The sequence below is a fragment of the Paraburkholderia azotifigens genome, from assembly GCF_007995085.1.
Classification (GTDB): Bacteria; Pseudomonadota; Gammaproteobacteria; order Burkholderiales; family Burkholderiaceae; genus Paraburkholderia; species Paraburkholderia azotifigens.
Genome location: NZ_VOQS01000001.1, coordinates 3,241,728 through 3,267,629, shown reverse-complemented (window position 1 = coordinate 3,267,629; position 25,902 = coordinate 3,241,728). Strand labels below are relative to the sequence as shown.

The following is a 25,902-nucleotide window of genomic DNA, read 5'->3' as shown; positions in this document are numbered from 1 at the left end:
CTAGCCTGCGATACTCTCGTAGCCGTAGTAGCCGCCTCGATAACCCGAGCCGATGAACGCGCCCGCCTGCGGTACGTCGGTCAGCAACACCCCCTGCAGATTCACGCCGCCATTGCGCAAGCGCTTCGCGGTTTCCGCGAGCTCGCTCACGGGATGGCGACCGTGACGAATCACGAGCAACGTCGTCCCCACGTGCTTGCCGATCACCGTCGAATCGGTGACGGCGAGCACGGGCGGCGTATCGATGATGATCAGGTCGTACTGGTTCTTGAGTTCTTCGAGCATCGTTTCGAAGCGCTTGCTCATCAGCAGCTCCGAAGGATGCGAGGGCAGCGAGCCCTTGGTGAGCACGTCGAGGCCGGGGAGCACCTCGCGCTGGATCGACGATTGCAGATCGCCGCCGCGCAGCACGTCGGACAGACCCGGCTGATGCTGCAGGCCGAAGTGCGAATGCACGTCGCCGCGCCGCATGTCGCCGTCGATCACCAGCGTGCGCTTGGCCGTCGACGCGACGAGCGCCGACAGATTCACCGACAGGAACGACTTGCCCGCATCGGGACGTGAACCCGTCAGCATGACGACGTTGTTCTGCTTGTCGTCGACGCTCAGCTGCAGCGAGGTGCGCAGGTTGCGCACGCCTTCCACGGCGATGTCCTGCGGCGCCTGTTCGGCCAGCACGTGCAGGCCGCGGCGGCGCATCATCACGTCCTGCTGCAGGCGCAGTTGCTGCTCGCTGCGCGGCACCACGGCGAAGACGGGCACGCCGAGTGCGGATTCCAGTTCGTCCGGCCGTTCGACGCCGCCATACAGCGTCTTGCGCACGAACGCGAACACGATGCCGATGAACAGACCCGCACCGAAGCTGATCAGGATCACGACCAGGCGTTTCGGCCGCACGGGGTCGTCGGCGGCCTCGGCGAAGTCGACGATCCGCACGTCGCCGACCTGGCCCGCCTTGGCGATGCGCAGCTGCTGCGCGCTGTTGAGCAGGTTCGTGTAGAGCTCGGTGTCGACGTGCACGTCGCGCAGCAGGCGCAGCGCTGTCTGTTCCGTGTCGGGCAGCGTTTGCACGCTCTTGCCCATGTTCGACAGATTGCCCTGCAACTGGCGGATCTGCGCATCGAGCGCGGCCACGGCCGGGTGCTGCGGCGTGAAGCGCTGCGACATCTCCGCACGCTGCGTCTGCAGGTCGACCAGCTTGGTCTTGTTGTCGACGATCTGCTGCAGCAGCAGACGGCTTTCTTCGCTCAGGTCGACGGTGCCGTGCTGGTTGCGGAACGTGTTGTAGCGCTGCTCGGCGGCGTCGAGTTCCTTGCGCAGCTGCGGCAGCTGCTGGTCGAGGAAGGCCAGCATGTGCTCGGCTTCCGTCGAACGGCTCTCGACGTCCTGGCGGATGAACTCGCGCGCCATGCTGTTCATGATGTCGGCCGTGAGCTTCGGATTCTGGCCTTCGAGGCTCGCGCGGATCACGCCCGACTGCAGCGTCGATTCGCCGATATCCATCGCCTTCTGCAGACGCTCGACGGTCGTCAGCGTGGACGCGCGCGTCAGGTCATAACGCGTGCCCGGTGCGCCGACGATCTCATCGACGCGCAGCGTGATCGGGCCTGCCGGCGTTTCGCGCACGACGTTCTCGCCGACATGGCCTTCGAGAATCGCGACGCCGTCGGGGTTGTTCAGCACGAAGTCGCCGTTCTGGCCGGCGATCAGCGTGAAGTCCTTGTCGTACATGTCCTTCGCGGTGTCGAAGCGCGACACCTTGATGCTCTCGTTGCCCCATGCGTAGCTCGGCATCTGCAGCGACGGCGGCAGCTTGATGCCCCACTTGCCGTTCATCAGCGGCGCGAGCACCCCGCCGACGAAAGGCAGCGTATGCGGCCGCGCGGCGATGTCGAGGTGCAGTTGCTTGACCGTCTCTTCCGTCACGAGGCGCGACCTCATCAACTCGATCTCGGCGGCCGTCGACGGTTTCGTGTCGAACATGCCCGTCAGCGGTTGCAGGCCGTCCTGCTTGTTATTGTTCTCGGACTTGTCGACCACGTGGAACAGCACGTCCGCGCGGTAGACGGGCGTCGCCAGGAAGGCGTAGGCCGCGCCCAGTGCCGTGACGGCCAGCGTGATCAGCATGATGGAACGCCAGTTCGCGACGATGGCTTGCAGATAATCCGTCAGGTGCATCTCGTCCGAACTGACGTCCGTATAACGATTGTCAAAGTTGATAGCCATTTGCGTGATCCATCAAAGACCGACACAGTCGAAAGCGTTGCGCGTCCGGACCCCGTAGCCGCGGCGCGCGCAACGCATGCCTCGCCGCTTACTTCGCGAGCAGAGCCGCCGTCACGCCAGCGTTGATGGCCGGCAGCAACAGGGACAGCACGCGGTTGAATTTCACGAGACCGTTGTTGTCGACGTAGACGACATCCTTCGGCTCCAGGTTGAACTGGTTTGCAAGGAGCATCGAAGTCGGCGACGTGGCGTCGAGGTGATAAATCTCCGGCTTGTCGCCCATCGAGTTGCGGATGACGAAGAGCTGCTTCGCGTAAGCCGTATTCGGATTCACGCTGCCCGCCTGCGACAGCGCTTCGGCAAGCGACAGACGCCCGTCGCGCATCGGCAGGATCGTCGCCGGACGGTTGACTTCACCCATCAGATACACGCCGTATTCATCCCGGGCGCCGACGCGCAGCAGGTCGCCCGGCTGCAGGTAGATCGACGTCGGCGCCTTGCCGCGACGGATCAGGTCAGGCACGTTGATGTTGTACGTGTGACCGTCGCGCGTGAGTTCGACGTGGCTCTGATCGGCGTTCGGCGTGAAGCCGCCCGTGCGGTTGATCGCTTCCGTCAGCGACATCGGAATGTCGTTGACCTGCGCGGGTCCGGGCGCATGAACCTCGCCGTCGATATAGACCTGCGAAGAACGGAACGACGACACGCGTACTGTCACCTCGGGCTTCGAATAGACGACGCTCAGCTTGCGGTACAACTCCTTCTGTACCGTGGAGGCATCCTTGCCGCCCACGTGGATCGTGCCCGCGTACGGGAACTGGATGTTGCCGTCCGCATCCACGAGGAAGCCGAGACCGGGATCGCCCTTGTTCACGTTCTGCGCCGGCTGGCCGAGGGCGGCCGCCAGTTCCGGGTGATCCCACACGGTGATCTGCAGCACGTCGCCCGGCCCGAGCTTGTAGGTGGGCGGCTTGGTACTGAAGAGGCCAGCGATCTGCTGGTTCAGTTCCGTCGTCTGGCCCTTCATGTCCCGCACGAGCTTGAGATTGATGTCGGTCACAGGGATCTGAACATTCTGTTCAGGATCACTGCTGTACTCGCCGCCCGTTTCGGGCAGCGTGGGCGGCGAGACCATCCGCTGTCCGGGTACGATGCTGCACGCAGAGAGCATCACCGAAACCGACAGCAGTAATGGTGCACCGATACCCAATCCAAATCGCTGCTTCATGGCAGTTCCTCCTAGCAGGGGAGCTTGGTCCTTGTTCACTGGCTTGCTTCCCGTCTCAATACGCGTTGGTATGAATGAAGCCCTTGACGATCGTGGCGCCGATGATTCGCATGTCGAGCCAGAACGTCCAGTGCCCCAGGTAATACAGATCGTGCGCGACGCGTCGTTCCATCTTTTCGATGCGATCGGTTTCGCCGCGAAAACCGTTGATTTGCGCCCAGCCTGTGATGCCCGGCTTGATCCTGTAGCGATGGATATAGCCGGCCACGACTTTCTGATACAGATCGTCGTGTTCGAGTGCGTGGGGGCGTGGCCCGACCACGGACATATCGCCGCGCAGCACGTTGAAGAACTGCGGCAATTCGTCGAGACTCGTGCGGCGCAGGAACGCGCCGAGCTTCGTAATGCGCGGATCGCCCCTCGTCGCCTGGCTGACCTTGCCGGCTTCCTCGGTATGCACGCGCATCGAGCGGAACTTGTAGATCGTGAAGACGCGGCCGTCGGCGCCCTTGCGCTTCTGACGGAACAGCACCGGGCCCGGCGACGACAGCTTCACGGCAAACGCGATCGCGATCAGCAACGGCGCGAGGCCCATGATCGCGGCCGCGGCGAACACGCGGTCGAACAGATCCTTCTTGAACAGCGCGCGCGACGACAGCGGCGACGCGACGAGATTGATCGCCGGCACGCCGAGCAGTTCGATCACGCTGCTGGTGTCGAACAGCGCGAGGCTGCGCACGTCCGGCATGAAGCGGATGTTCACGAGGTCGTTGCGGAACTCGGTGACGAGGCGGAAGATCGTGCGCTCGTCGGTGAGCGACAGCGCGAGCCACAGTTCGTGCACGTCGTTGCTGCGCACGTAGTCGGCGAAACCCTGCAGCGAATCGAAGCACGTCACGCGCTGGTTGGTCAGCGGCGAATCTTCCGGATGCGTATTCAATACTGCCGTTGCGCGAAAGCCCGTGGCCGGCTGCAACTCGATGCGACGCAGAATCTGGTCGCAATGTCCGCCGCTGCCGACAATCGCCACCTGATGCAGATTCCAGCCGGCGCGGCGCGCACGCGCGAGCACGGCGTGCGCGATCAGCCGCCACGCGATCAGCAGGCCGCCCGCCATCGCCGTCCAGTACGCGAACCAGAGGCGCGACACGATATCGATGCGATGCAGCGAATACATCAGCGCGAGCGCGCAGCCCTGCACGACGAGCCACGCGAGCGCGACCTGGCCGGCGAGCGCGAGCTTCGAGCGGCCGCGCCACGATGCATAGACGCCGAACGCCGGGAACATCGCCAGCGCAAATGCCGCGGAAAAGAGCACGAACGCGTCGTAGAAACCGCGCTGTGAGAATTCGTCGAAGCGGATCTGCGATGCGACGACGGCGCCCAGAAGTATCAGCGCCACGTCCGCGACCCGCGCGAAAAAGTCCTGTAGATCCCGCATGTCGTTCACCCTGCCATTCGTCGTTCGTTACCTGCTCTACGGGTGTTGCGTCTTTCGCCGCCGCGCTTCCTAATTCGTCGGCCCGCAGCGTCCGTAGGTGTCGTCGAAGCGCACGATGTCGTCTTCGCCGAGATACGAGCCCGACTGCACCTCGATGATCTCGAGCGGCACCTTGCCCGGGTTCTCCAGCCGATGCCGCACGCCGAGCGGGATATACGTCGATTCGTTTTCGCTCAGCAGGAACTGCTCGTCGCCGCGCGTGACGAGGGCCGTGCCGCGCACGACGATCCAGTGCTCCGCGCGATGGTGATGCAGTTGCAGCGACAGCTTCGCGCCCGGCGTCACGACGATGCGCTTCACCTGGAAACGGTCGCCCTGATCGATCGAGTCATAGAAGCCCCACGGGCGGCGCACCTTGCGATGCGCGTCGGCCTCGGGCGCCTTCTGCGCCTTGATACGCGCCACCAGCCCTTTCACGTCCTGCACGCGCGAGCGGTCGGCGACGAGCACGGCGTCCGCCGTTTCGACGACCACGACATTCGTCGTGCCGACGCAGGCGACGAGCCGTCCGTCCGAATGCGCATAGCTCGACACCGCCCCTTCGAACATCACGCGGCCACGCGCGACATTGCCGTTTTCGTCCTTCGGCTGCGCGGCCCACACGGCATCCCACGAGCCGAGATCGGACCAGCCTGCGTCGAGCGGCACGACCACGCCCGCCGACGTCCAGCCCGCCGATGCATTCAAGCGCTCCATGACCGCGTAGTCGATCGAATCGGCGGGCGAGCGCGTGAACGCATCGGCTGCGGGACGGAACGTGGTGCCGTCCGATTGCCCCTGCACGAACGCCGCGAGGCAGGCCGCGTGCATGTCGGGCTGCAACGACTGCAGCGTCGCGAGCCACACGCTCGCGCGCACGATGAAGATGCCGCTGTTCCACCAGTACGAGCCTTGCGCGAGGTACTGCTTCGCGAGTTCGGCAGCCGGCTTTTCGACGAAGCCGTCGATCTCGCGCGCATCGTCGTCGAGCTTCCTGCCGACGCGGATATAGCCGAAGCCCGTTTCCGGCGCGCGCGGCGGCACGCCGAGCGTCGCGATCGAACCGCGCTGCGCATGGCGCGCGGCGATCTCGAGCGCGCGCTGCAAGGCGGGCACATCGGCGATCGCGTGATCGGACGGCATCACGACCAGAATCGCATCGTCGCCGTTCGCGCATGCCAGCGCGGCCGCCAGCGTCAGCGCGGGCGCCGTGTCGCGGCGTGCCGGTTCGACGACGAGGCGCGGCTTGCAGGCATTGCGCGTCAGTTGTTCAGCGATCACGAAGCGGTGCTCTTCGCCGCACACGATGATGGGCGATGTCGACACGTCCCATTCCGCCGGAAAGCCTTCCATCCGGTGCACCGTGTCCTGCAGCAGCGATTCCGAACCCACTACCCCGATCAGCTGCTTCGGAAAATTCTCGCGCGACATCGGCCACAGACGCGTGCCCGATCCGCCCGCGAGAATCACGGGCACGATATGCGTGCAGGCGGGCAACGCGCTTGCCGGTGCTGCCGCATTCGTCGGATTGTTCTGGTCGATCAACATTTACGCACTCCTTAATGTCTGCCACTGAACCCCTGGCATGAGGCTCCGAAACCCACTGCAGATCGTGAGAACCGGCTACATGCCCGCTTCGCGCCGGGTCTTCATCCGGTATTCCGTCGGCGAGACTTTCATCCGCTTGCGGAAGATCTTGGCGAGACGATCGCCGTTGCCCATTCCCGTGCGCCGCGCGATCTTGTCGACGGGCAGCTCGGAATCGGTCAGCAGGCTGCAGGTAATCGCGAGCCGTGCGTGCAGCAGGTAGTCGGACGGAGTGACGCCGACTTCCATCTTGAAGCGACGCAGGAAATTGCGTTCGCTCATCGCGGCCACCTGGGCCGCATCCGCGATCGAGATCGACCGCTGGCAGTTCTCCTGTAACCAGCGCGCCGCGGCGCGCACCTTGTCTGCGGGACTCTTGCCCGTGCTGTCGCCGAGCAGCGACATCAGGCTGTCGCCGGCGTCGGGCATCAGGCGTTCGGCGACGTTGCGCGCGACGTCGATACCGAGATCGCGCTTGATCAGCATCAGCGCGCTCTTCATCGATTCGAGGCGGTCGTTCGCTTCGCCGCTGCTGCGTTCGTCGCGCTCTTCGCGCACGGTGTAGCTGCCGAAGTCGCGTTGCTGCTGGATGCCGTTGATGCAGGCGGCTTCGAGCAGCGAGCGTCCTTCGCCGATAGGACGCACGGTGCTCGTGTTCGCATGCACGCGACGCAGCCAGGCGATGAGCCGTTCGTCGCGGGCCGCGGAATGCGCGCCTTTACCGCCCGCGACGAATAGCGCATCGAAACCCATGTAATGACGCGCATCGAGTCCGTCCGTCCAGACGCGGATCGACGACGAGCACGTGATGTTGCCGCCAGCGGCCGACAGGAAGCTCACGTCGTAGGTCCAGCTGTGACTGGCGGATGAGGACAGTTCGTTAGCTGCATGAAAGACCTCGGCGACAATGCCTGCGCCAAGAAGAGAACAACCGTCGAACAGCAGAATTGCAATGTGGCGAGTGGCGGCTGCATAGTGCGCGCTGCGCTCCGGCGCTCGCACCCAACCTACCATCGGAGATTCCAGACTTGCATACGCCATGACTCTTCCCCTTGACCATTCCGGCGTGGAAAGAACTAGATAAATGCATGCGATGTGCAGTGCATCATACGCATTAAAAAAACAATCCCGGCGCCTACTGACTGAAACTGACGATGTATTGGCGTATTCGGTCCGGTGGATGATAACCGGCTTTCAGGGCGTATTTAACAGTCCCATAAAGACGATTATCGCCGGCTGAATTTCGCTGTAATTCGCCATTTCATAAGACGAAGTGAGCGACACGCCAAACACCGCGCCAGGCCTGACACAAAGCCTTACAAATTGTTGCAATTACTATTTCCTCACACCAATGACATAGCAATTTTTTCGGACCGGAATTGAGGGCGCGCAATACTTACCCGAGACGCACCCACTTATTCCAATTTCGACCAAAAATTCCGTATTGCTAATATGAAATGAAAGCGTTATTGATATGAGGAAATCGCGCGTACAAAAGCACGAATTAGAATTATAAGAACGGAAAAGCCATTCAAAATACTTTCTTGTTTCTCTTTTTGAGTGGCGCCATAAATAAATCAATTAATGTTTCAAACGCGAAACATCGGGCCCGGTTGCGAGGCGCAGCAGTGCTAATGCGGTCCAGTCGAAGCATCTCCAGCGTGTGTCATTCCATCGTGTTCGACCATTCAAACGCCTTGTCGCACGGTGACAAACCGTTATGCGATGCGGGTCTCATGCATTAGCCTCTATTCGCCACGAACCAGCGTCGCGACGACGCAACATTCGTATCGATCCGCCACTGAAGTTGCGTGCAAGCACTAGGAAACGTCGAATTCCTGCTAGGTCGCCGGTGTAATCTTGGACGCTCTAAGTGCGCTAACCCGGTCATCCATACCGCGAAGGAGAAAGAATGACTGACGGCGACAATAGTCTCGGTAAGACATGCGCATCCCATAGGCAGTTACATCTTTCGCGCGATGCTTCGCTGACCTTGCGAGCAGCAATGCTCGCGATGTGCATCGCGATAGCAGGCGGCTGCGACAACGCAGCGGCCGATAACGAGCAGGCCGCGAAGCCGATCAATAGCTGGACGAAGTGCGCCGACGAACGCGGCACGTGCAGTTTCAACGGCACGCGCGACGTGCGGTACGGCAGCGAGTCGCACAACACCGTCAAAACGCTGACGAACGGTACGCCCTGCAATAACGCGATATTCGACGATCCCGCGCCAGGCGAATTGAAGCAATGCTGGGTCGCGGGCACCGACGAGGCCGCCGCCCCTTCCGCTTCCGCCAAAGCCACGGCCACGGCTTCTGCCGCGCCCGCGCGCATGTCGTCCGAGGAAAACGACTGGCCGATGAAGGCGCCGCCCCGTGCGAACGATTCGCAAGGACTCCGGTGCAACAAACCGGTGGAGACGGCGGCGGCGAACCCGCAGGGCGATCCCGTCGAAGCCGATACGCCGGGCAGCGACGGCACGCGTCTTTTTCCGCGCGACCGTTCGTTCCAGATCGTCATCACGACGCGCACCACGCGCGACGACAAGCTCATCTGGAAGATCCGCGATGCGTGGGGCACCGTGCAGGCAAGCGGCACATATGGCGTCGCGCAAGGTGCGCGTCAGGTGAAGCTGACCTGCGAGTCCTCGTTAGCCGGCTACTTCGCGTTGTCGGCGTCGCTCGAAGAGGCGCGTGTGCAGCTGCCCGCACGCGGCACGCGTCCGCAAGGCATCGCGACATTCGGCGTGCTGCCCGATGTATCCGCGAGCGTGCCGCCCGTGCATTTCGCGCACGCGGACCTGCATCGCTTCGGCGGCCAGGGCGGCGCGTTCGTCGGTCCCGGCGAGCATTGCTGCGATGGCGACGGCTATCGGCCGCTCTATACGCAACTCGGCCTGACATGGGTCAACGACAACCGCAACTGGTACAAGGAAGAGCCCGATCGCGCGGACACCTTCAATCCCGCGACCCATCAGCTTGCCGCGTGGTTCCGCAAAGGCGACCTGCTGCGGCTGATCCAGCTCGATGGCATTCCCGGCTGGGCGAGTCCCACGGGCAAACAGACGCACTCCTATCTGCCGAAATCGACGGGCGCGCTGCGCGAATACATGCAGCGCGTCGGCACTGAATCGAGCCGCGTGCGCAGCCAGGTCTTTCCGACGCAGCAGAGCAACTACTACCAGGTCACGTGGGAACCCGATGCGGCAGGCGGTCTGCCCTGGCGCGATACCGATGCGAATTTCGTCGAACTGTACAAGGCGGTGCACGAAGGCATTCATGCGACCGATCCGAATGCTGTCGTGATGGGACCGACATATGGCTCGGTGGTCGGCAATATCGAATGGCTCAAACGGCTCGCTCCGCTCGGCTTGCCCAAGTACGTCGACGGCATCGCCATTCACGGCTACTACGATCCGGGCGGCAACAGCCCGTCGCATCCGCCCGAGCGGCTGATGAACGCGAGCGATCCGCAACAGGCGCAATACGCGCTGCCCACCGCGATGCGCGCCCTGCGCCGCGTCATGGCCGGGCAGTACAAGCCGGGCGCGAAGCTGTTCGCGACGGAGACGGGCATCAGCTACGACGTCGGCGAGCAATACGGTCCGCACTATCCGCCCAACGACGTGCTGTATGCGCAAGGCGCCGTCGTCGCGCGCACACATCTGATCCTGCTCGGCGAAGGCGCGGACATGACCTACATCTTCTATTCGAACGACTCGCCCGCCGCGACACCGGGCTATGGCGTGTTCTTCGATCTCGATCATCCGAAGGGCGCGTTCGGGCCCAACACGGTGAGCCCGAAACCCGCGGCATCCGCGATCGTCGCGATGACGCGCCTGATAGACGGCACGGCGACGCTCGGTCCCGTCAAGGGCACGCCTGCGGGCGTCTACGCGTACGCGTTCCAGCGTCTGAACAACGGCAAGATCGTCACGGCCGCCTGGACGCACGACAACGCGAAATGGAACAAGTCGACCCACTTCGACCCGGCAGCGGGCGTGACGTGGCGGCTGCAGGTCGATGCGCCGGGCACGTCGGGCAAGGTGACGGTGTTCGACATCATGGGCAATCCATCGAGCGTGCCGTACGAGGATGGCCACGTGACGCTCGCGCTGACGGAGACGCCTGTCTATGTGGTGTCGTCGAACGTGGGCGTGATGAAGGCCAACGTGACGACGCCCGCGGGTTATGTCGCGCCCTGACGGAGCACTCCCGATGCCCGTCAAGCATGCACGCATGCGCGGGTCTCGCCGATTGGCCATACGAGACGGGATTTAGGCGTCAGACGACAGAACCGCAAATCATTGCTGCGACTAGACTCTCTGCAATGCCGCAAGCCTCGCGGAGCAGGCACGTAGCGCAGCGCAAACAAGCACGCGAGGCCACGACGACGGAGCAGTCGGGATGACCGGTCTGGGCTGGATCATGGTGATTTTGGTCGCGATACTGGCCTCCGCGCTGTTCCTGTGCGTGGGGATCGCCGTCGTCATCGCCTTCCTGTTCGGCACCTCGTCGCGTCTGTTCACCCACGATCGCGATCAATAGACGGGGCATGCCGGTTGCGCATCCGTTTCGCGCGCCGGCTGCGTGGCAGGCCTGCGAAGGCGTCCATGAAGCGGCCCTGTGCTGCACCCATTAAACAAGACAACATGACGAGAGAGAGACATGGCCGCTCCTTGTGCCGATTTTCTCGAAGCAGACGATTTTCTTCAGGTCGTGCGGATGACGCCGCTCGTGTCGATTGACCTGATCGTGTCGGACTACGCAGGCCGTGTGCTCGTCGGGCATCGGCGCAACCGGCCCGCGCTCGGCACGTGGTTCGTGCCAGGCGGGCGCATCTGCAAGAACGAGCGGCTCGACGCGGCGTTCACGCGCATCGTCGATGCGGAACTCGGCATCGCGGGCATGGAGCGTTCGGCGGCCCGCTTTGGCGGCCTGTTCGAACACCTTTATAAGGACAACTTCGCCGGCGCCGACGAGATATCGACGCACTACGTCGTGCTGGCCTATTTCCTGACGCTGGAAAATACGGCGTCCGTGGGCCGCTTCGATCAGCACAGCCGCTATATCTGGCTGCTGCCCGAAGCGCTGCTCGCGCGTGACGACGTGCACGAGAACACGAAGGCCTACTTCCGCTGAGTGTGGCGCGGCGTGAACAAAAAAGGCGCGGCGGACCATGCCGCCGCGCCTCGTCTGATCGGGCGGGTTCAGACCCGGCTCAGCAATTCCGTCAGCGCTTCCTGCGCGACCTCGCGTTCCACGCCGCGATCGCGAGGCACGCGCTCGCGCAGATAGGCGTCGAATGCGTCCTTGACCTCGCGATGACGCAAGGCGAACTCGACGGTCGCCTTCAGATAGCCGAGCTTGCTGCCGCAGTCGAAACGCCTGCCCCGATATTGATAGGCGAGCGCCTGCTCGCTGCCGAGCAGCGCCTGGATCGCGTCCGTCAACTGGATCTCGCCGCCCGCGCCTGCCTGCTGCCGGCGCAAACGGTCGAAGATCGCGGGCATCAGCACATAGCGCCCTACTACCCCGAGATTCGACGGCGCGTCTTCGGGCGCGGGCTTTTCCACGATGCCGGACATCTTGAAGAGCCCGTCGTCCCAGCGCTTGCCGTCGATCACGCCGTACGAACGCGATTCCTGCTTCGCAATCTCCTCGACGCCGACGATCGAGCAGTGGTAACGATTGAAGAGGCTCACCATCTGCGAGAGCACGGGCGGCTCGCCGTCGAGCAGATCGTCGGCGAGAATCACGGCGAACGGCTCGTCGCCGACCAGTTTTTCCGCGCACAGCACCGCGTGGCCGAGGCCGAGCGGTTCCGGCTGGCGCACGTAGCAGCATTCGACGTGGCTCGGCTTGATGTTCTGCACCAGCTCCAGCAGCGCGAGCTTGCCGCGCGCGAGCAGCTCGCATTCGACCTCGTACGATTTGTCGAAATGGTCTTCGATTGCGCGCTTGCTGCGCCCCGTGACGAAGATCATCTCGGTGATGCCCGCGGCGATCGCCTCCTCGACCGCATACTGAATGAGCGGTTTGTCCACAACGGGCAGCATTTCTTTCGGACTCGCCTTGGTCGCGGGAAGGAAACGGGTGCCGAGACCGGCCACCGGGAACACCGCCTTTCGTATGCTGAGCATGCTCGCGCCTCTTCGTTGAGTTGATTGGTAAGCATCGATACGCCAGCGTATTCCGCGAATATCGAGCCGATCTGCCAACTTCTCGTTTTTTTCCGACTCAAACGATCAGCGCGCAAAAACGTAGGCCTATGATGGAGCCAAGGCACGCAGACCTTTATTCTTTCGCCGTCCTCGGCACTGGAGACAGACGATGCGATATGAGCACGCGGTGAGTCGGTGGATGGATTCAACCTCGTCGAGCGCACTCGTCAATGTCGGGCACATGGTCAAACGTATCGGCATTCTCGTTTTTGAACGATTTCCGCTAAGCGACGTTTGTCTGCTCGCTGACGCATTCCGACTCGCCAACGAAGCACACGCCGACCAATCCGGCGAGGAAGGTTCGGGTGTCGAACCCTCCTATTCGGTCGTCATGCTGTCCGAGATGGGCGGCAGCGTCGTCAGCAGCTGCGCGCTGCGCGTGTGGACGGAGAGCCTCAATGGACCGATGCTGAACGGCTTCGATACGCTGTTCATCGTCGGCGGGCCGGGCGCGTCGCGCGCGAAAGCGAACGAGCGGTTGATCCGTCGGCTGCGCGCGATCGCGCCGAAGATCCGCGTCGTCAAGGCGCTCGACGAGGGGCTCGGCGTCCTCGCCGCCGCCGATATCGCCTTCGAGCGCCGCGGCTGGCGCAGCATGCCGGGCGCAACGGATGCCATGGGCAAACCTGTCGCGCCCGTGCCCAACGAAACGCAATGGCAGATCGAAGCGGGCGCTTCCATCGACGTCAACGCGCCCGTGCGTTCGATTGCCGCCGCGCTCACCGTCATCAAACGCGATCACGGCACGCCGATCGCGCGAATCGTGTCGGAACGCGCGCTCTCGGGCGCATCGCGGCGCCTCGACGCGATTCTCGACGACGATGAAAAAAAGGGCATCAGCCGCAAGATCACGACAGCCGCGCACTGGATCCGCGAGAACTACACGCGGCATATCTCCGTGGCGGAAGCGGCCGAAGTGGCCAAGATGAGCGAGCGCAATTTCCTGCGGCGTTTCAAGGCGCAAGTCGGGCTCACGCCGTCGGAATACCTGCTGCGCGCGCGGCTCGACGCAAGCTGCCTGCTGCTGGCGGAAACCGACATGTCGATCGACGGCATCGCGCGGCGTTGCGGCGTACGCAGCGGCGACGGGCTCGCGAAGATCTTCCGCAAACGCCTGTCGATTTCCCCCACCGACTACCGCGCCGCGCACCGGCACAGCGTCGCCAAGAACTGATCGTGCAAGACTCGCCCCCGCCGGCCGTCATGCTTCCTGGATGACGGCCGGCATGAGCTAATAACAAAAATAACGTTGGTGACGGCAAATGAGCGCCAGTACGATTCGCTCTTTTGCGCGCACCAGCCGCATGTCCACCCTTCTCGCGCCCGAAGCAGGCGTCGCGCCGGCATCGTCCCGCGCCAATAACAAGCCTGTCATCCGCTCCGCCGCCGACGTGTCGGCACTCGTCAACCAGGGCGCCGCCGTCGGCGCCGATGCGCGCATCGTCGTCGCGATCGCGCTAGGCGGCGTATTTCTCGATGCCTACGATCTCGGCGCGCTCGCGTTCGGTCTCAAGGACGTCGCGCGCGAATTCTCGCTGACGCCGGCGGGAACGGGCTTCGTTGCTTCGGCGATCACGTTCGGCGCGATCGTCGGCGCGTTTCTCGGCGGCTTTTTGACTGACCGCATCGGCCGCTACCGCGTGTTCATGGCCGACATGTTCTTCTTCGTGATCGCCGCCCTCGCCTGCGCATTCGCGCCGAACGCGTGGGTGCTCGGCGGCGCGCGCTTCGTGATGGGACTGGGCGTCGGTATCGACCTGCCCGTCGCGATGGCGTTTCTCGCCGAGTTCTCGCGCCTGCAGGGCAAGGGCAACAAGGCCGCGCGCGTCGCGATGTGGTGCCCCGTCTGGTATGCGGCCATCAGCGTGTCGTATCTGCTCGTACTCGCGTTTTACTCCACGCTGCCGGAGAGCCACCAGCCTCTGCTATGGCGTCTGATTCTCGGCTTCGGCGCCGTGCCCGCGATCGCCATCATCGCGATCCGCAGCCGCTATATCAGCGAATCGCCCGTCTGGGCCGCGAATCAGGGCGATCTTCAAGGCGCTGCGCAGATTCTCAGACGCTCGTACGGAATCGACGCCGACGTCGCGCCGGATGCCGCTGCCGCCGCGAAGCGCAGCCATGTCCGCCAGGCATCGTGGAAAAACTACGGCACGCTGCTCAAAGGCGTCTATCTGAAGCGCACGGTGCTCGCGACGGTGATCGCGATCGCGTCGTCGTTTGCGTATAACGCGGTCGCGTTCGGCTTGCCCGTGATCATCTCGAGCTTCCTCGCGCAGTCGATGCTCACGACGATCCTCGCGTCGCTCGTGCTCAATCTCGCGTTTGCGTTCGTCGGCGGCATCATTGCGGTGCGCACGGTGCCGAAGGTCGGCGCGTGGAAGCTGACGGTGCTCGGCTACGCCTGCCAGCTCGTGGCGCTGGTCGGCCTTGCCGTCGTCGGCAAGCCGGCGGGCGGCGCGCAGGTCGCCATTGCGATCGCGATGCTCGCGCTGTTCCTGTTCGGCCAGGGCTTCGGGCCCGGCTCGCACAGCATGACGTTTGCGTCGCTGAGCTATCCGACTTCGCTGCGCGGCGTCGGCGTCGGCTTTAACCAGACGCTGATGCGCGCCAGCTCGACCGTCTCGCTGTTCCTCTTCCCCGTGCTCGCTGCGGCGCTGCATACGCGCGTGTTCTGGATCATAGCGGTCGCGCCGCTGTGCGGCCTCATCGCGCTGCTGGCGATCCGCTGGGAGCCATCGGGCTACGACGTCGACGCGGAGGACTTCGCGCCTGCAGCGTCGGTCAAACCGTAAAGTTCTTCGGTACGACGTTCACTGATGTCATGAAAGAGAAAAGGGTCTCCGGGCAACCCTCAGGATTACCCACAAGTCGCTATAAGTTGCGTCGCCGATGAGAGTCTTCTTGTAAACGACGACGGTAGATGTTAACTTTCGTCAACTCGTGAACTGTGATGCAAGGCATTGCCGGACACCGTTGACCTTAATGATTGGGCAAGTGAGGAGTTTGGTGCAGCCGAGCTTGGCGACGCTCGCCTGACCAGACGGCTCGTGGCGCTGGCGCGTAGGCTCTCGATGGGGCCGCATTGCTCATTTCCGCAATCGCTCAACGGAGCCGAGCTAAAGGCGGCCTATCGCTTTTTTGATAATTCGCACGTCGATGTCGACGGCGTGTTGGGCGCGCATATTGGTCAAACACTGCGTCGTATGCAGCGCGTCCCGGTCGTCCTTGCAGTGCAGGACACAACTGAATTCAACTTGTCCCACCTGCGGGCAACCGAAGGCTTGGGATATGGTTCTGATTCTCACGTCCGAGGCTTCCTGATACACAGCCTGCTCGCGCTTACGCCAGAGGGCTTGCCACTCGGCGTAATAGGCATGAAAACGTGGATACGTCGACCCGAAGAGTTTGGCAAGAAACATCTTCGCGAGCAGCGGCCGGTCCGCGAGAAGGAAAGTGCGAAATGGCTTGAAGGAGGCGAGCAACTGAATGCACTCAAGCCGCACTGTCCAGGCACGCACATCGTCGGCGTGAGCGATCGCGAAGGTGACGTCTACGATGTGTTCCTCGCGCAGCGACCTGCCGGTGTCGACTGGTTGGTGCGAGCATCGTGGAACCGACGTGTTGCTCATCCTGACGGGCATCTGTGGGAGACCGTGTTGGCCGCGCCGGCGCTTGGCCAAACACAAATACAGTTGCCGGCGCGTGAAAACCGGCCGGCGAGGACCGCACGACTGGTTGTGCGGTGCATGCCCGTACGCCTTTGTCCACCGTATAGCCGTCGTCGGGAGAAGCTTCCCGAGATTGAGGTGTTCGCAATTCACGCGCTGGAAACGAACGTGCGCGAAGGAATCGAGCCATTGGAGTGGCTCTTGCTAACTTCGGTGCCCACGCACACGCGGGCACAGGCCCTCGAACGTCTGGCGTGGTATGCGCGCCGATGGACGATTGAATCGTGGCACCGAGTGCTCAAAAGTGGCTGTCGCGTTGAAGCCCGTCAGTTTGGCAGTCTCGACCGGTTCGTGCGCGCCACCGCCTTGTTCGCCGTGATAAGTTGGAAAATCCTGTACGCCATGCTGCTTGCCCGGCTCGATGGCAACCTCACGTGCGAAGTACTGCTGCAAACGATCGAGTGGCAAGCCCTGTATTGCCGGATGCATGGCACCGTAAAAGCGCCTTCTGAGCCACCGTCACTTGGACAGGTCGTCTTGTGGATCGCCAAACTCGGCGGCTATCTCGCACGAAAGCATGATCATCCGCCCGGCCCCACCGTGATCTGGCGCGGCTTCCTTGCCCTGCACGAAATTACGATGACGTACCGCATATTCCGGCAGAACGAATAGCGCGATCACGGCACTTGTGGGTAATCCTGAGGGGCAACCGGAGACCCTTTTTTACATTCGACGCGCCTTGCGCCAGCGAAAGCGTCACAAACCATCGCGGCGTGTCGTGCGTTTCCAACGCGTTATTCCGTAGTCCATACATTTCCATTTATCGAGATGAAACGGCGTGCCATGATCGCGCGGCTACTCGCAGGCCCGGCTTTCGTGCATCGATCGCATAGGGCGAGAGGCATCGTCAACGATCGCTTTCATCTCAACGTCATGATCAATTACCTGCTCGATCTGATTTCGAATCTGGCCATTCTGGCCGTGCTGCTCGCCGCATGTTGCGTCGTCAACCGGATCAGGCCCGACGCCGGTGCGAACGGCTACCTGATGTTCGTTGCGTTCGTCGCGGTGGCGCTGCTGTTCGATGCCGTGCTGACCTTTCTTGTATTCGCCGATTCGCAGACGCGCTACGGCAAGTTCAGCACGACCGAGGCGTTCATGACGCGTCTCGCCGCTTATCTGACGGCATGCGGGATCGCCATCGGCCTGTCGCGCATGCGCAGCCGCAGGGCCGCCGAGCGCACCGGCGCGCGGGCCGTCGTCGGCACGTCGGCCTGACCTGACGTGCACGCGGCTCGATACAGGCGCCTCCTGACCGGGAATACCGCTTGCTCAGGGCCGCGCCATCGCCTATAACACTCGATGATTGCAGGCAGCGGCAACTGCGCCGCCGTTTCTCGCATCCCGGGCAACTCCGCCCGCTCAAGCCGTTCGCCGTACCGTAAAAGAACATCGTGTAGCACCACGCGATGGACGCGGCGTCCTCCCTGCTGAATCCGCCTCGCGTCCGCTGCGCCGTCGCATGCACGCAGTCAGTCATACGCAACCGACTCAAGCGAGGGAATCGTGGATATCGAATCCGTACGCGCCTTTCTGATGACCCGGGGCATCGACTTCGGAACCAAGGTACTCGGCGCGATCGTTCTGTGGATCATCGGGCGATGGGTGATCGGGCTCATCATCGGCCTGTTGCGCAAGGTGCTCGCGCGCAACAGCAGGGTCGACCCGACCCTCGCGCACTATCTCGGCTCGATCCTCGCGGGCATTCTGAACCTGCTGCTGGTGCTCGCGATCCTGCAGGTGTTCGGCGTCCAGACCACCTCGTTCGCCGCGCTGCTCGCGGGCGTCGGTCTCGCGATCGGCACGGCGTGGGGCGGCCTGCTCGCGCACTTTGCGGCGGGTATCTTCATGCAGGTGCTGCGGCCGTTCAAAGTGGGCGATTTCGTGACGGCGGGCGGCGTGACGGGCACGGTCCAGGAACTCGGCCTGTTCGGCACGACGATCATCACGCCCGACAACGTGCTGACCATTATCGGCAACAACACGATTTTTTCCGGCGTGATTTCGAACTACAGCGCGCAACCGGTGCGGCGCGTCGAACTGACGGCGAAGGTGGCGAACGGCGTGGATCCCATCGATGCGGCGAACCGGCTGCGCGCTGCCGTCACGAAGATTCCGAATGTTTCGGAGAGTCCCCCGCCGGATATCGAGGTGCTGTCGTTCACGCCGGAAGGGCCGCTCCTGTGCGTGCGGCCCTACACGCATAACGACCACTACTGGCAGGTCTACTTCGATACGAACCGCGCGATCGTCGATACCTTCCGCGAAGCGGGATATCCGACGCCGGAAACGCCCGTCGTGCGGCGCGCGGCTGCCTAGTATTGCCTTGTCCGCGAGGTTCGTTGCGCAGGCATCCGGTGAACGGATGCCTGCCGCCGCGTTTCGTCAATGTCCCGTGCGGTTGCCGGCCGAGCCCGACGGCTGACGCTTGCTGCGAACCATTTTCCACACCGCGCCGAGCACGACGGGCACGATGGCCGCGCCGATACCGACCAGCACGATCACATTCAGATACTGGCGGATGAAGGGAATATTGCCAAAGAAGAAACCGAGCAGCGTGAGCAGCAGCACCCAGAACAGCGCGCCCGCGATGTTGAAGAACTGGAAGCGCTTGACGGACATCTGCGACGCGCCTGCGACGAACGGCGCAAAGGTCCGCACGACGGGGATGAAACGCGCGAGCACGATCGTCTTGCCGCCGTGGCGCTCGTAGAAGTCGTGCGTCTTGCGCAGCGCTTCGCGATCGAGGAACCGTTCGAGCACGGGTATGTGCGAGTTGAAGACCTTCGGCCCGATCGCGCGCCCGATCATGTAGTTGACCGTGTTACCGAGCACCGCGGCCGCGAGCAGCAGCACGACCAGCAGTTCGATGTTCATTTCGCCCGTTGCGCAAAACGCGCCGCCGATGAACAGCAGCGAATCGCCAGGCAGGAACGGCAGCACGACGAGACCCGTCTCGCAGAAGACGATCAGGAACAGCACCGCGTAGACCCATGCGCCGTACTGGTGAATGAAGACTCCGAGAAACTTGTCGATGTGCAGGACAAGATTGACGAATTGCAGCAGCGTGTCCAAAGGTCGTCCTTTATAAAATCAGATGGCTGACGTGACGGGCATCGTGCCCCGTCGCGCTGTTGGCGCTTGATATGACGCTATGAACCGCGTCCTGGCCAGAAAATTGACCGCGCCATGATACCGAAAGTGCCATGACGTCTTGAAAAAAAGTCGCTCGTTAGCTGCACGTTCAGACGGTTTGCGACGAATCGCTATAATTTCGCCATGTCCGCGATCCCAGAATCCTCCGAAACGCACGCTGATGCGCTGCCCGCCTCACCGGATGCGAGCGCCTCTGCCGAAAGCGCCCTCACACCGCGTCCATTGCGCGCCATCCAGCCGCTACCCGACCAGCTGATCAGCCAGATCGCGGCGGGGGAAGTGGTCGAGCGGCCGGCGTCCGTCGTGAAGGAACTGCTGGAAAATGCGCTCGACGCCGGCGCCAAAACGCTGCGCATCCTGCTCGACGAAGGCGGCGTCAAGCGCATCTCGATCACCGACGACGGCTGCGGCATCCCCGAAGCCGAACTTGCGCTCGCGTTGATGCGTCACGCGACGAGCAAGATTCGCTCGCTCGCCGAACTCGAAGCGGTCGCGACGCTCGGGTTTCGCGGCGAAGCACTGGCGTCGATTGCGTCCGTGTCGGAGATGCAGATCACGAGCCGCACTGAGAATGTTTCGCACGCGATGCGCATCGATGCGCAAACGGGTGCGCTGTCCCCCGCGGCGGGCACGCGCGGCACGACGATCGAAGTGCGCGAGCTGTACTTCAACACGCCCGCGCGCCGCAAATTCCTGAAGAGCGAGCAGACGGAACTCGGCCATTGTCTGGAGATGATCCGGCGCGCGGCGCTCGCGCGGCCCGACGTCGCGATTTCGGTGCTGCACAACGGCCGCGCTTTCGAGCACTGGAATGCGAGCGATCCCTCGACGCGCGTCGCGAAGATTCTCGGCGAGACGTTCGCCACCGCTCATCTGCCCCTCGACGAAGCGGCAGGACCGCTCGCCGTGTACGGCTGCGCCGGCCTGCCGACCGCGAGCCGCGGACGCGCCGACCAGCAGTATTTCTTCGTCAACGGCCGCTTCGTGCGCGACAAGCTGCTCACGCATGCCGTGCGCGCCGCGTACGAAGACGTGCTGCACGGCGACCGCTATCCGTCGTATGTGCTGTTCCTCGATCTGCCGCCCGAGGCCGTCGACGTGAACGTGCATCCGTCGAAAATCGAAGTGCGTTTCCGCGATTCGCGCTCGATTCACCAGTTCGTGTTCCATGCCGTGCAGCGCGCGCTCGCGAGACACGCGGGCGCATCGCCGGATACGACGTCGGGTGGACACGCGGCGCGGATCGAACCGATGCCTTCTGCTTCGCCAGGTTCATCGGCTCCCTTTGGCACGCCCGCTTCGTTCGGCTCGACGCCGCTCGGCGGCGGCTTCAGGGTCAGCGACGGCGGCAGTTCCCAGCCGGGCAACACGTGGATGCGCCAGGCGCGCATGACACAAGGCACGCTGCCCGTCGCGCAGCCGCTCGCGCTCTACGACGCGCTGTTCGGCCGCAAGGACACGGGGGCGGGCACATCGCAAGGCACGACCACGCTCGAATTGCGCGACGCGGCCGACACGGCTGACGGCGCCGGCGCACCCTCGCCTTTCGCGGGCTTTGCGCCTTCGCAAGCTTCAGGCGCGCCGCAGAGCTTCAATCCGAACGACGAACAGCCGCTCGGCTTCGCGCTCGGTCAGATCCACGGCATCTACGTGCTTGCGCAGAACGCGCGCGGCCTCGTGATCGTCGATATGCACGCGGCGCACGAGCGCATCCTGTACGAGCAGTTCAAGAACGCGCTCGCCGATCGCGCGATTGCCGTGCAGCCGCTGCTGATCCCCGTATCGATGACGGCCGATGCCGTCGAGATCGGCGTGGTCGAAGAAGAGCGCGAGACGCTCGATGCGCTCGGCTTCGATCTCGCCGTGCTGTCGCCGACGAGCATCGCGATCCGCGCCGTGCCCGCGCTGCTGAAGGACGCCGACTTGCAGGCGCTCGCGCGCGCGGTGTTGTCCGATCTTCAGGCGTACGGCGGCTCGCGCGTGCTGACCGAGCGGCAGCACGAGCTGCTCGGCACGCTTGCGTGCCATCATGCCGTGCGCGCGAACCGGCGACTGACGCTCGATGAAATGAACGCGCTGTTGCGTCAGATGGAAGCGACCGAGCGTGCCGATCAATGCAATCACGGGCGCCCGACGTGGTACCAGCTGACGCTCGCCGACCTCGACCGGCTGTTCATACGCGGACAGTGAGCACTGTGGTCTTTCTCTTCCGCGCACGTATTTCATGACGCAGCACGCATCGCACAACATCGCCTGTCTTTTGGGCCCGACTGCTTCCGGCAAGACGGCGGCCGCGCTGGCGTTTGCCGCGCGGGCGCCCGTCGAGATCATCAGCGTCGACTCGGCGCTCGTGTATCGCGAGATGGATATCGGTACTGCGAAGCCGTCGAAGGAAGAACGCGCGATTGCGCCACACCATCTGATCGACATCGTCGATCCTGCCGACGCTTACTCCGCGGCCGATTTCCGCGCCGACGCGCTGCGTCTCGTCGGTGAGATCACGGCGCGCGGCAACGTGCCGTTGCTGGTCGGCGGCACGATGCTGTACTACAAGGCGTTGACGCAGGGTTTGAACGACCTGCCCGCCGCCGATCCCGACGTGCGCGCGACGCTCGATGCTGACGCTGCGCGCGAAGGCTGGCCCGCGTTGCATGCGCGGCTTGCTGCCGTCGATCCTGTGACGGCTGCGCGCCTTGCGCCGAACGATTCACAGCGGATTCAGCGGGCGCTGGAGGTGTTCATGGTGACGGGGCAGCCGATGTCTGCCTTGCTGGCCGCGCCTGCACGCAGCGCCGATACGGCGGCCCTGTATCGCTTCGTTCCCATCGCGCTTGAGCCTTCCGATCGCAGCGTGCTGCATGCGCGTATCGAGCGGCGCTTCGATGCGATGCTCGCGAATGGTTTTGTCGATGAAGTGCGGCGGCTTCGCGCGCGCGGCGATCTGCATGCAGGACTGCCGTCTATGCGGTGCGTCGGGTATCGGCAGGTTTGGGAGTATCTCGACGGTGCTATCGACTACGACACCATGCGGGATAAAGGCGTCTTTGCGACGCGGCAGCTTTGTAAACGTCAACTCACGTGGTTGCGGGCTATGCCTGAACGTATTGTGGTTGATTGCTGCGCAGGCGATGTTAGTGATTTGGCCGTTCGGGCTATTGAGCAGGTTTTCGCTGGGTGAGTTTTTTTGCGCTGGCGTCCGCGTATTCGTATCGGTTTATTAGCGTTGCCCCTGTGCGGGGCGGCACTTACTTTCTTTGCCGCCGCAAAGAAAGTAAGCAAAGAAAGCGGGCTAACCCCGCCAGTCCTTGTGTTTGCCTGCGGGCCCCCAACGGGTCCCGCACTTCACGCGGCAACGCACTGTCTTACGCCCGTTGCCAGCGTACTAACTAACTCACGCCTCACCCGCTTCACACTCCCGCGTCACGTTTCTCTTTACCAGAAAGTTCACCGCCGCCCAGGTGGCAAACGGTGTGTAGGCCGTCGCGACGGAAGTGCACCACTCCGGACTGAAAAGCGGGATCGGTGTCGTAGAAGCGCCAACGCGTAAGGTGCGACAAGCTACACACAGTTTGCCACCTTGGCGGCGCCAACCATTCGCTGCCGCTGGCTGCGCTACGGGTGACTGGAGTGGGTGATGCGTTTGTTAGAGGCGTTGGCAACACACATGAAATAGCGTGTTGCCGTCTGGAGTGCGGGACCCGTTGGGGGCCCGCAGGCAACGACTAGAACTGGCGGTGTGAGCGGCTTTCTTTTGCCTACTTTTCTTTGCCGCTGTGTACAGACTGGAGACATAGCTGAAAAGAAAAGTAGGTGCCGCCCCGCACAGGGGCAACGCAAGAAGCACAGAAAGCAAAACGCGGATGCCAACACAGACGCCAAACGCGAATGCCAGCGCAGCAAAAAAAACAAAAACGGCGACCCAAAAAGGCCGCCGCAGGCAAAACCAAAACCGGTGACTAAAAAAAGCCGCCGCAGGCAAAATCAGACCACGACGGTCTGCGCCTCACCTTCGTTACTCTGACGAACAGTACCAATCTTCCAGACCTGCTCACCAGCAGCAGACAAAAGCCCAATAGCGGCATCGGCGTCGGCAGAAGACACAATCACAGCCATCCCGATCCCACAATTGAACACCCGATGCATCTCAGCATCGGCGACACCGCCATGCTTCTGCAGCCATGCAAACAGCGGCGGCAAGGGCCACGCACGATGATCCAGCTCGGCCGTCAAGCCGTCGCGCAGAACGCGCGGAATATTCTCGACCAGACCGCCGCCCGTGATGTGCGCCATGCCCTTCACTTCGAGCTGCTGCATCAGCGCCAGCAACGGCTTCACGTAAATATGCGTCGGTGCCATCAGCGCTTGCGCCAGCGTGCGGCCGTCGAAGTCGGCGTCGAGATCGGGCTGCGCGCGCTCGATGATCTTGCGCACCAGCGAGTAACCGTTCGAATGGATACCACTCGACGCAAGGCCCAGTACGACGTCGCCCGGCACGATCTTGCTGCCGTCGATGATCTTGCTCTTCTCCACCGCGCCGACCGCGAAGCCCGCCAGATCGTATTCGCCATCCGGATACATGCCCGGCATTTCAGCCGTCTCGCCGCCGATCAGCGCGCAGCCGGCCAGTTCGCAACCCTGCGCAATGCCCTTGACGACCGTCGCCGCCGTGCCGACGTCCAGCTTGCCGCACGCGAAATAGTCGAGGAAAAACAGCGGCTCGGCGCCCTGCACCAGAATGTCGTTGACGCTCATCGCGACCAGATCCTGGCCGACAGTGTCGTGGCGGTTCAGCTGGAACGCGAGCTTCAGCTTCGTGCCGACGCCATCCGTGCCCGACACGAGCACCGGCTCCTTGTACTTCTTCGGTACCTCGAACAGCGCGCCGAACCCGCCGATGCCGCCCAGCACGCCGTCACGCAGCGTTTTCTTGGCAAACGGCTTGATCGCGTCGACGAGGGCGTCGCCCGCGTCGATGTCCACGCCTGCGTCGCGATACGACAAACCTTGGGCCGAATCAGGGGAATTCGGGGCGGATTTCGGTTGATTCATGGGGCGAGCGCTCGAAGGTCGGTAAAATGCGATTTTACCCGATGCCGGCCGCGTGGCTGGAATTTGAGACGCCGACACGACACCAGGGAAATCCGCTTTGCAGCAAAACAGTCCGATTCTCACGCCGTATCAGCGCCGCGCCTTTATCTGGCTTGCCATTGCGCTTGCCGTAGGCATTCTGGTCTGGCTGTTGAGCCCCGTGCTCACGCCGTTCCTGCTCGGCGCGATCCTCGCTTACATCCTGCAGCCGGGCGTCGCGTGGATGACGCGCCGCCGCGTGCCGCGCGGCCTCGCCGCGATGCTGATGATCCTGTTCTTCGTCGCGATCGTCACGCTGCTCGGGCTGCTCGTGCTGGGCGTCATCCAGAAGGAAGTGCCGCAGCTCAAGCAGCAGGTGCCCGTGTTCTTCTCGCATCTGCATGGCTGGGTCACGCCGAAGCTCGCCGTGCTGGGCGTGAACGACGCGCTCGATTTCGCGAGCATCCGCGACATGGTGATGGGCCAGCTCGAAGGCAGTGCGCAGACGGTCGCGCTGTACGCCTGGACGTCGATCCGCACCAGCTCGAACGTGATGATCACGGTCGTCGGCAACGTGGTGATGGTGCCGCTCGTGCTGTTCTATCTGCTGTACGACTGGAACGCGATGCTCGCGCGCGTGCGCGGCTTCATCCCGCGCCGCTGGTTCGCGAAGACGATCCACCTCGCGCGCGACATGGATCACATGCTGTCGCAATACCTGCGTGGCCAGTTGCTCGTGATGGGCGTGCTCGCCGTCTTCTATGCGGTCGCGCTGTATATTGCCGGATTCGAAATCGCGCTGCCCGTGGGCATCTTTACCGGACTCGCGGTGTTCATTCCGTATATCGGCTTCGCAACGGGGCTCGGGCTCGCGCTCGTCGCCGCGCTGCTGCAGTTCGGCAACTGGTACGGCTTCGGCGCCGTCGCAGTGGTCTACGGCATCGGCCAGATACTGGAAAGTTTTTTCCTGACGCCGCGGCTTGTCGGCGAACGGATCGGCCTGCATCCGCTCGCGGTGATCTTCGCGCTGCTCGCGTTCGGCCAGCTGTTCGGCTTTTTTGGCGTGCTGCTCGCGCTGCCCGTCAGCGCGATACTCTCCGTCGCGTTTCGCGAGCTGCGGCAGAGCTATCTGTCGAGTTCGCTTTACAAGAACTGATCGCCAATCGGACTGGTTAACGGATCATTCAGGGCTTACTTACGGCTT

General features: G+C 63.1%; 19 protein-coding genes. 11 read left to right on the top strand and 8 right to left on the bottom strand.

The genetic code is table 11. The features are described from left to right. The 5 genes from FRZ40_RS14660 to FRZ40_RS14640 all read right to left on the bottom strand — a co-directional run bounded on the left by FRZ40_RS14660 (position 1) and on the right by FRZ40_RS14640 (position 7,562). A complete protein-coding gene (locus FRZ40_RS14660; RefSeq protein WP_028371932.1) occupies positions 1-2,226 on the bottom strand; it encodes a polysaccharide biosynthesis tyrosine autokinase in 2,226 nt (741 codons plus the stop codon). 88 nt (positions 2,227-2,314) lie between these two features. Further along, positions 2,315-3,454, bottom strand: coding sequence for a polysaccharide biosynthesis/export family protein (locus FRZ40_RS14655; RefSeq protein WP_147234493.1), 1,140 nt, complete (start codon positions 3,452-3,454; stop codon positions 2,315-2,317). Between the two features lie 55 nt (positions 3,455-3,509). Further along, on the bottom strand, positions 3,510-4,895 hold the full coding sequence (locus tag FRZ40_RS14650) for an undecaprenyl-phosphate glucose phosphotransferase (protein WP_028371930.1): 1,386 nt from the start codon (positions 4,893-4,895) through the stop codon (positions 3,510-3,512). A 69-nt stretch (positions 4,896-4,964) separates the two neighbouring features. Continuing rightward, a complete protein-coding gene (locus FRZ40_RS14645) occupies positions 4,965-6,482 on the bottom strand; it encodes a mannose-1-phosphate guanylyltransferase/mannose-6-phosphate isomerase (protein WP_147234492.1) in 1,518 nt (505 codons plus the stop codon). Between the two features lie 75 nt (positions 6,483-6,557). Beyond that, on the bottom strand, positions 6,558-7,562 hold the full coding sequence (locus tag FRZ40_RS14640) for a GlxA family transcriptional regulator (RefSeq protein ID WP_028371928.1): 1,005 nt from the start codon (positions 7,560-7,562) through the stop codon (positions 6,558-6,560). 964 nt (positions 7,563-8,526) lie between these two features. Between FRZ40_RS14640 and FRZ40_RS14635 the strand changes: the two genes are divergently transcribed. The 3 genes from FRZ40_RS14635 (at position 8,527) to FRZ40_RS14630 (ending at position 11,662) form a co-directional block, all read left to right on the top strand. Continuing rightward, positions 8,527-10,725, top strand: coding sequence for a glycoside hydrolase family protein (locus tag FRZ40_RS14635; protein WP_147234491.1), 2,199 nt, complete (start codon positions 8,527-8,529; stop codon positions 10,723-10,725). A 202-nt stretch (positions 10,726-10,927) separates the two neighbouring features. Then, positions 10,928-11,068 (top strand): hypothetical protein, encoded by a 141-nt coding sequence (locus FRZ40_RS44390; RefSeq protein WP_167528654.1) that lies wholly within the window; start codon positions 10,928-10,930, stop codon positions 11,066-11,068. 120 nt (positions 11,069-11,188) lie between these two features. Next, positions 11,189-11,662, top strand: a complete 474-nt coding sequence (locus FRZ40_RS14630; protein ID WP_147234490.1) for a GDP-mannose mannosyl hydrolase — start codon at positions 11,189-11,191, stop codon at positions 11,660-11,662. Positions 11,663-11,730: 68 nt separating this feature from the next. On the opposite strand, the gene galU is transcribed toward FRZ40_RS14630, so the two are convergent. Continuing rightward, the gene (gene galU, locus FRZ40_RS14625; protein WP_147234489.1) at positions 11,731-12,663 is read right to left on the bottom strand and encodes a UTP--glucose-1-phosphate uridylyltransferase GalU; all 933 of its coding nucleotides are present in this window, start codon (positions 12,661-12,663) and stop codon (positions 11,731-11,733) included. Positions 12,664-12,883: 220 nt separating this feature from the next. On the opposite strand from galU, the gene FRZ40_RS14620 reads away from it, so the two are divergent. The 5 genes from FRZ40_RS14620 to FRZ40_RS14600 all read left to right on the top strand — a co-directional run bounded on the left by FRZ40_RS14620 (position 12,884) and on the right by FRZ40_RS14600 (position 18,794). Beyond that, positions 12,884-13,918, top strand: coding sequence for a GlxA family transcriptional regulator (locus tag FRZ40_RS14620; RefSeq protein ID WP_240057151.1), 1,035 nt, complete (start codon positions 12,884-12,886; stop codon positions 13,916-13,918). 130 nt (positions 13,919-14,048) lie between these two features. Further along, positions 14,049-15,539 (top strand): MFS transporter, encoded by a 1,491-nt coding sequence (locus FRZ40_RS14615; RefSeq protein ID WP_147234487.1) that lies wholly within the window; start codon positions 14,049-14,051, stop codon positions 15,537-15,539. A 168-nt stretch (positions 15,540-15,707) separates the two neighbouring features. Continuing rightward, the gene (locus tag FRZ40_RS14610; RefSeq protein ID WP_147234486.1) at positions 15,708-17,087 is read left to right on the top strand and encodes an IS4 family transposase; all 1,380 of its coding nucleotides are present in this window, start codon (positions 15,708-15,710) and stop codon (positions 17,085-17,087) included. Between the two features lie 171 nt (positions 17,088-17,258). Beyond that, positions 17,259-17,693 carry a hypothetical protein gene (locus FRZ40_RS14605; RefSeq protein WP_240057150.1) on the top strand — a complete coding sequence of 145 codons (435 nt, stop codon included), beginning with the start codon at positions 17,259-17,261 and terminating at the stop codon, positions 17,691-17,693. 288 nt (positions 17,694-17,981) lie between these two features. Next, positions 17,982-18,794, top strand: coding sequence for a mechanosensitive ion channel family protein (locus FRZ40_RS14600; protein ID WP_147234485.1), 813 nt, complete (start codon positions 17,982-17,984; stop codon positions 18,792-18,794). Positions 18,795-18,860: 66 nt separating this feature from the next. Here the strand turns inward: FRZ40_RS14600 and FRZ40_RS14595 are convergent, their stop codons facing one another. Further along, positions 18,861-19,550, bottom strand: coding sequence for a DedA family protein (locus FRZ40_RS14595; protein ID WP_147234484.1), 690 nt, complete (start codon positions 19,548-19,550; stop codon positions 18,861-18,863). A gap of 204 nt (positions 19,551-19,754) precedes the next feature. Between FRZ40_RS14595 and mutL the strand changes: the two genes are divergently transcribed. Together mutL and miaA are read left to right on the top strand one after the other, a co-directional pair. Continuing rightward, positions 19,755-21,821: a DNA mismatch repair endonuclease MutL gene (gene mutL, locus FRZ40_RS14590; protein ID WP_147234483.1), complete on the top strand. Its 2,067-nt coding sequence runs from the start codon at positions 19,755-19,757 to the stop codon at positions 21,819-21,821. A gap of 34 nt (positions 21,822-21,855) precedes the next feature. Next, complete coding sequence (gene miaA / locus FRZ40_RS14585; RefSeq protein ID WP_147234482.1) at positions 21,856-22,809, top strand: tRNA (adenosine(37)-N6)-dimethylallyltransferase MiaA; 954 nt, start codon at positions 21,856-21,858, stop codon at positions 22,807-22,809. Between the two features lie 803 nt (positions 22,810-23,612). Here miaA and purM read toward each other — a convergent pair. After that, positions 23,613-24,680 carry a phosphoribosylformylglycinamidine cyclo-ligase gene (gene purM, locus FRZ40_RS14580; RefSeq protein WP_147234481.1) on the bottom strand — a complete coding sequence of 356 codons (1,068 nt, stop codon included), beginning with the start codon at positions 24,678-24,680 and terminating at the stop codon, positions 23,613-23,615. Positions 24,681-24,777: 97 nt separating this feature from the next. Here purM and FRZ40_RS14575 point away from each other — a divergent pair, with 97 nt between their 5' ends. Further along, a complete protein-coding gene (locus FRZ40_RS14575; protein ID WP_147234480.1) occupies positions 24,778-25,854 on the top strand; it encodes an AI-2E family transporter in 1,077 nt (358 codons plus the stop codon). Positions 25,855-25,902: the final 48 nt, after the last annotated feature.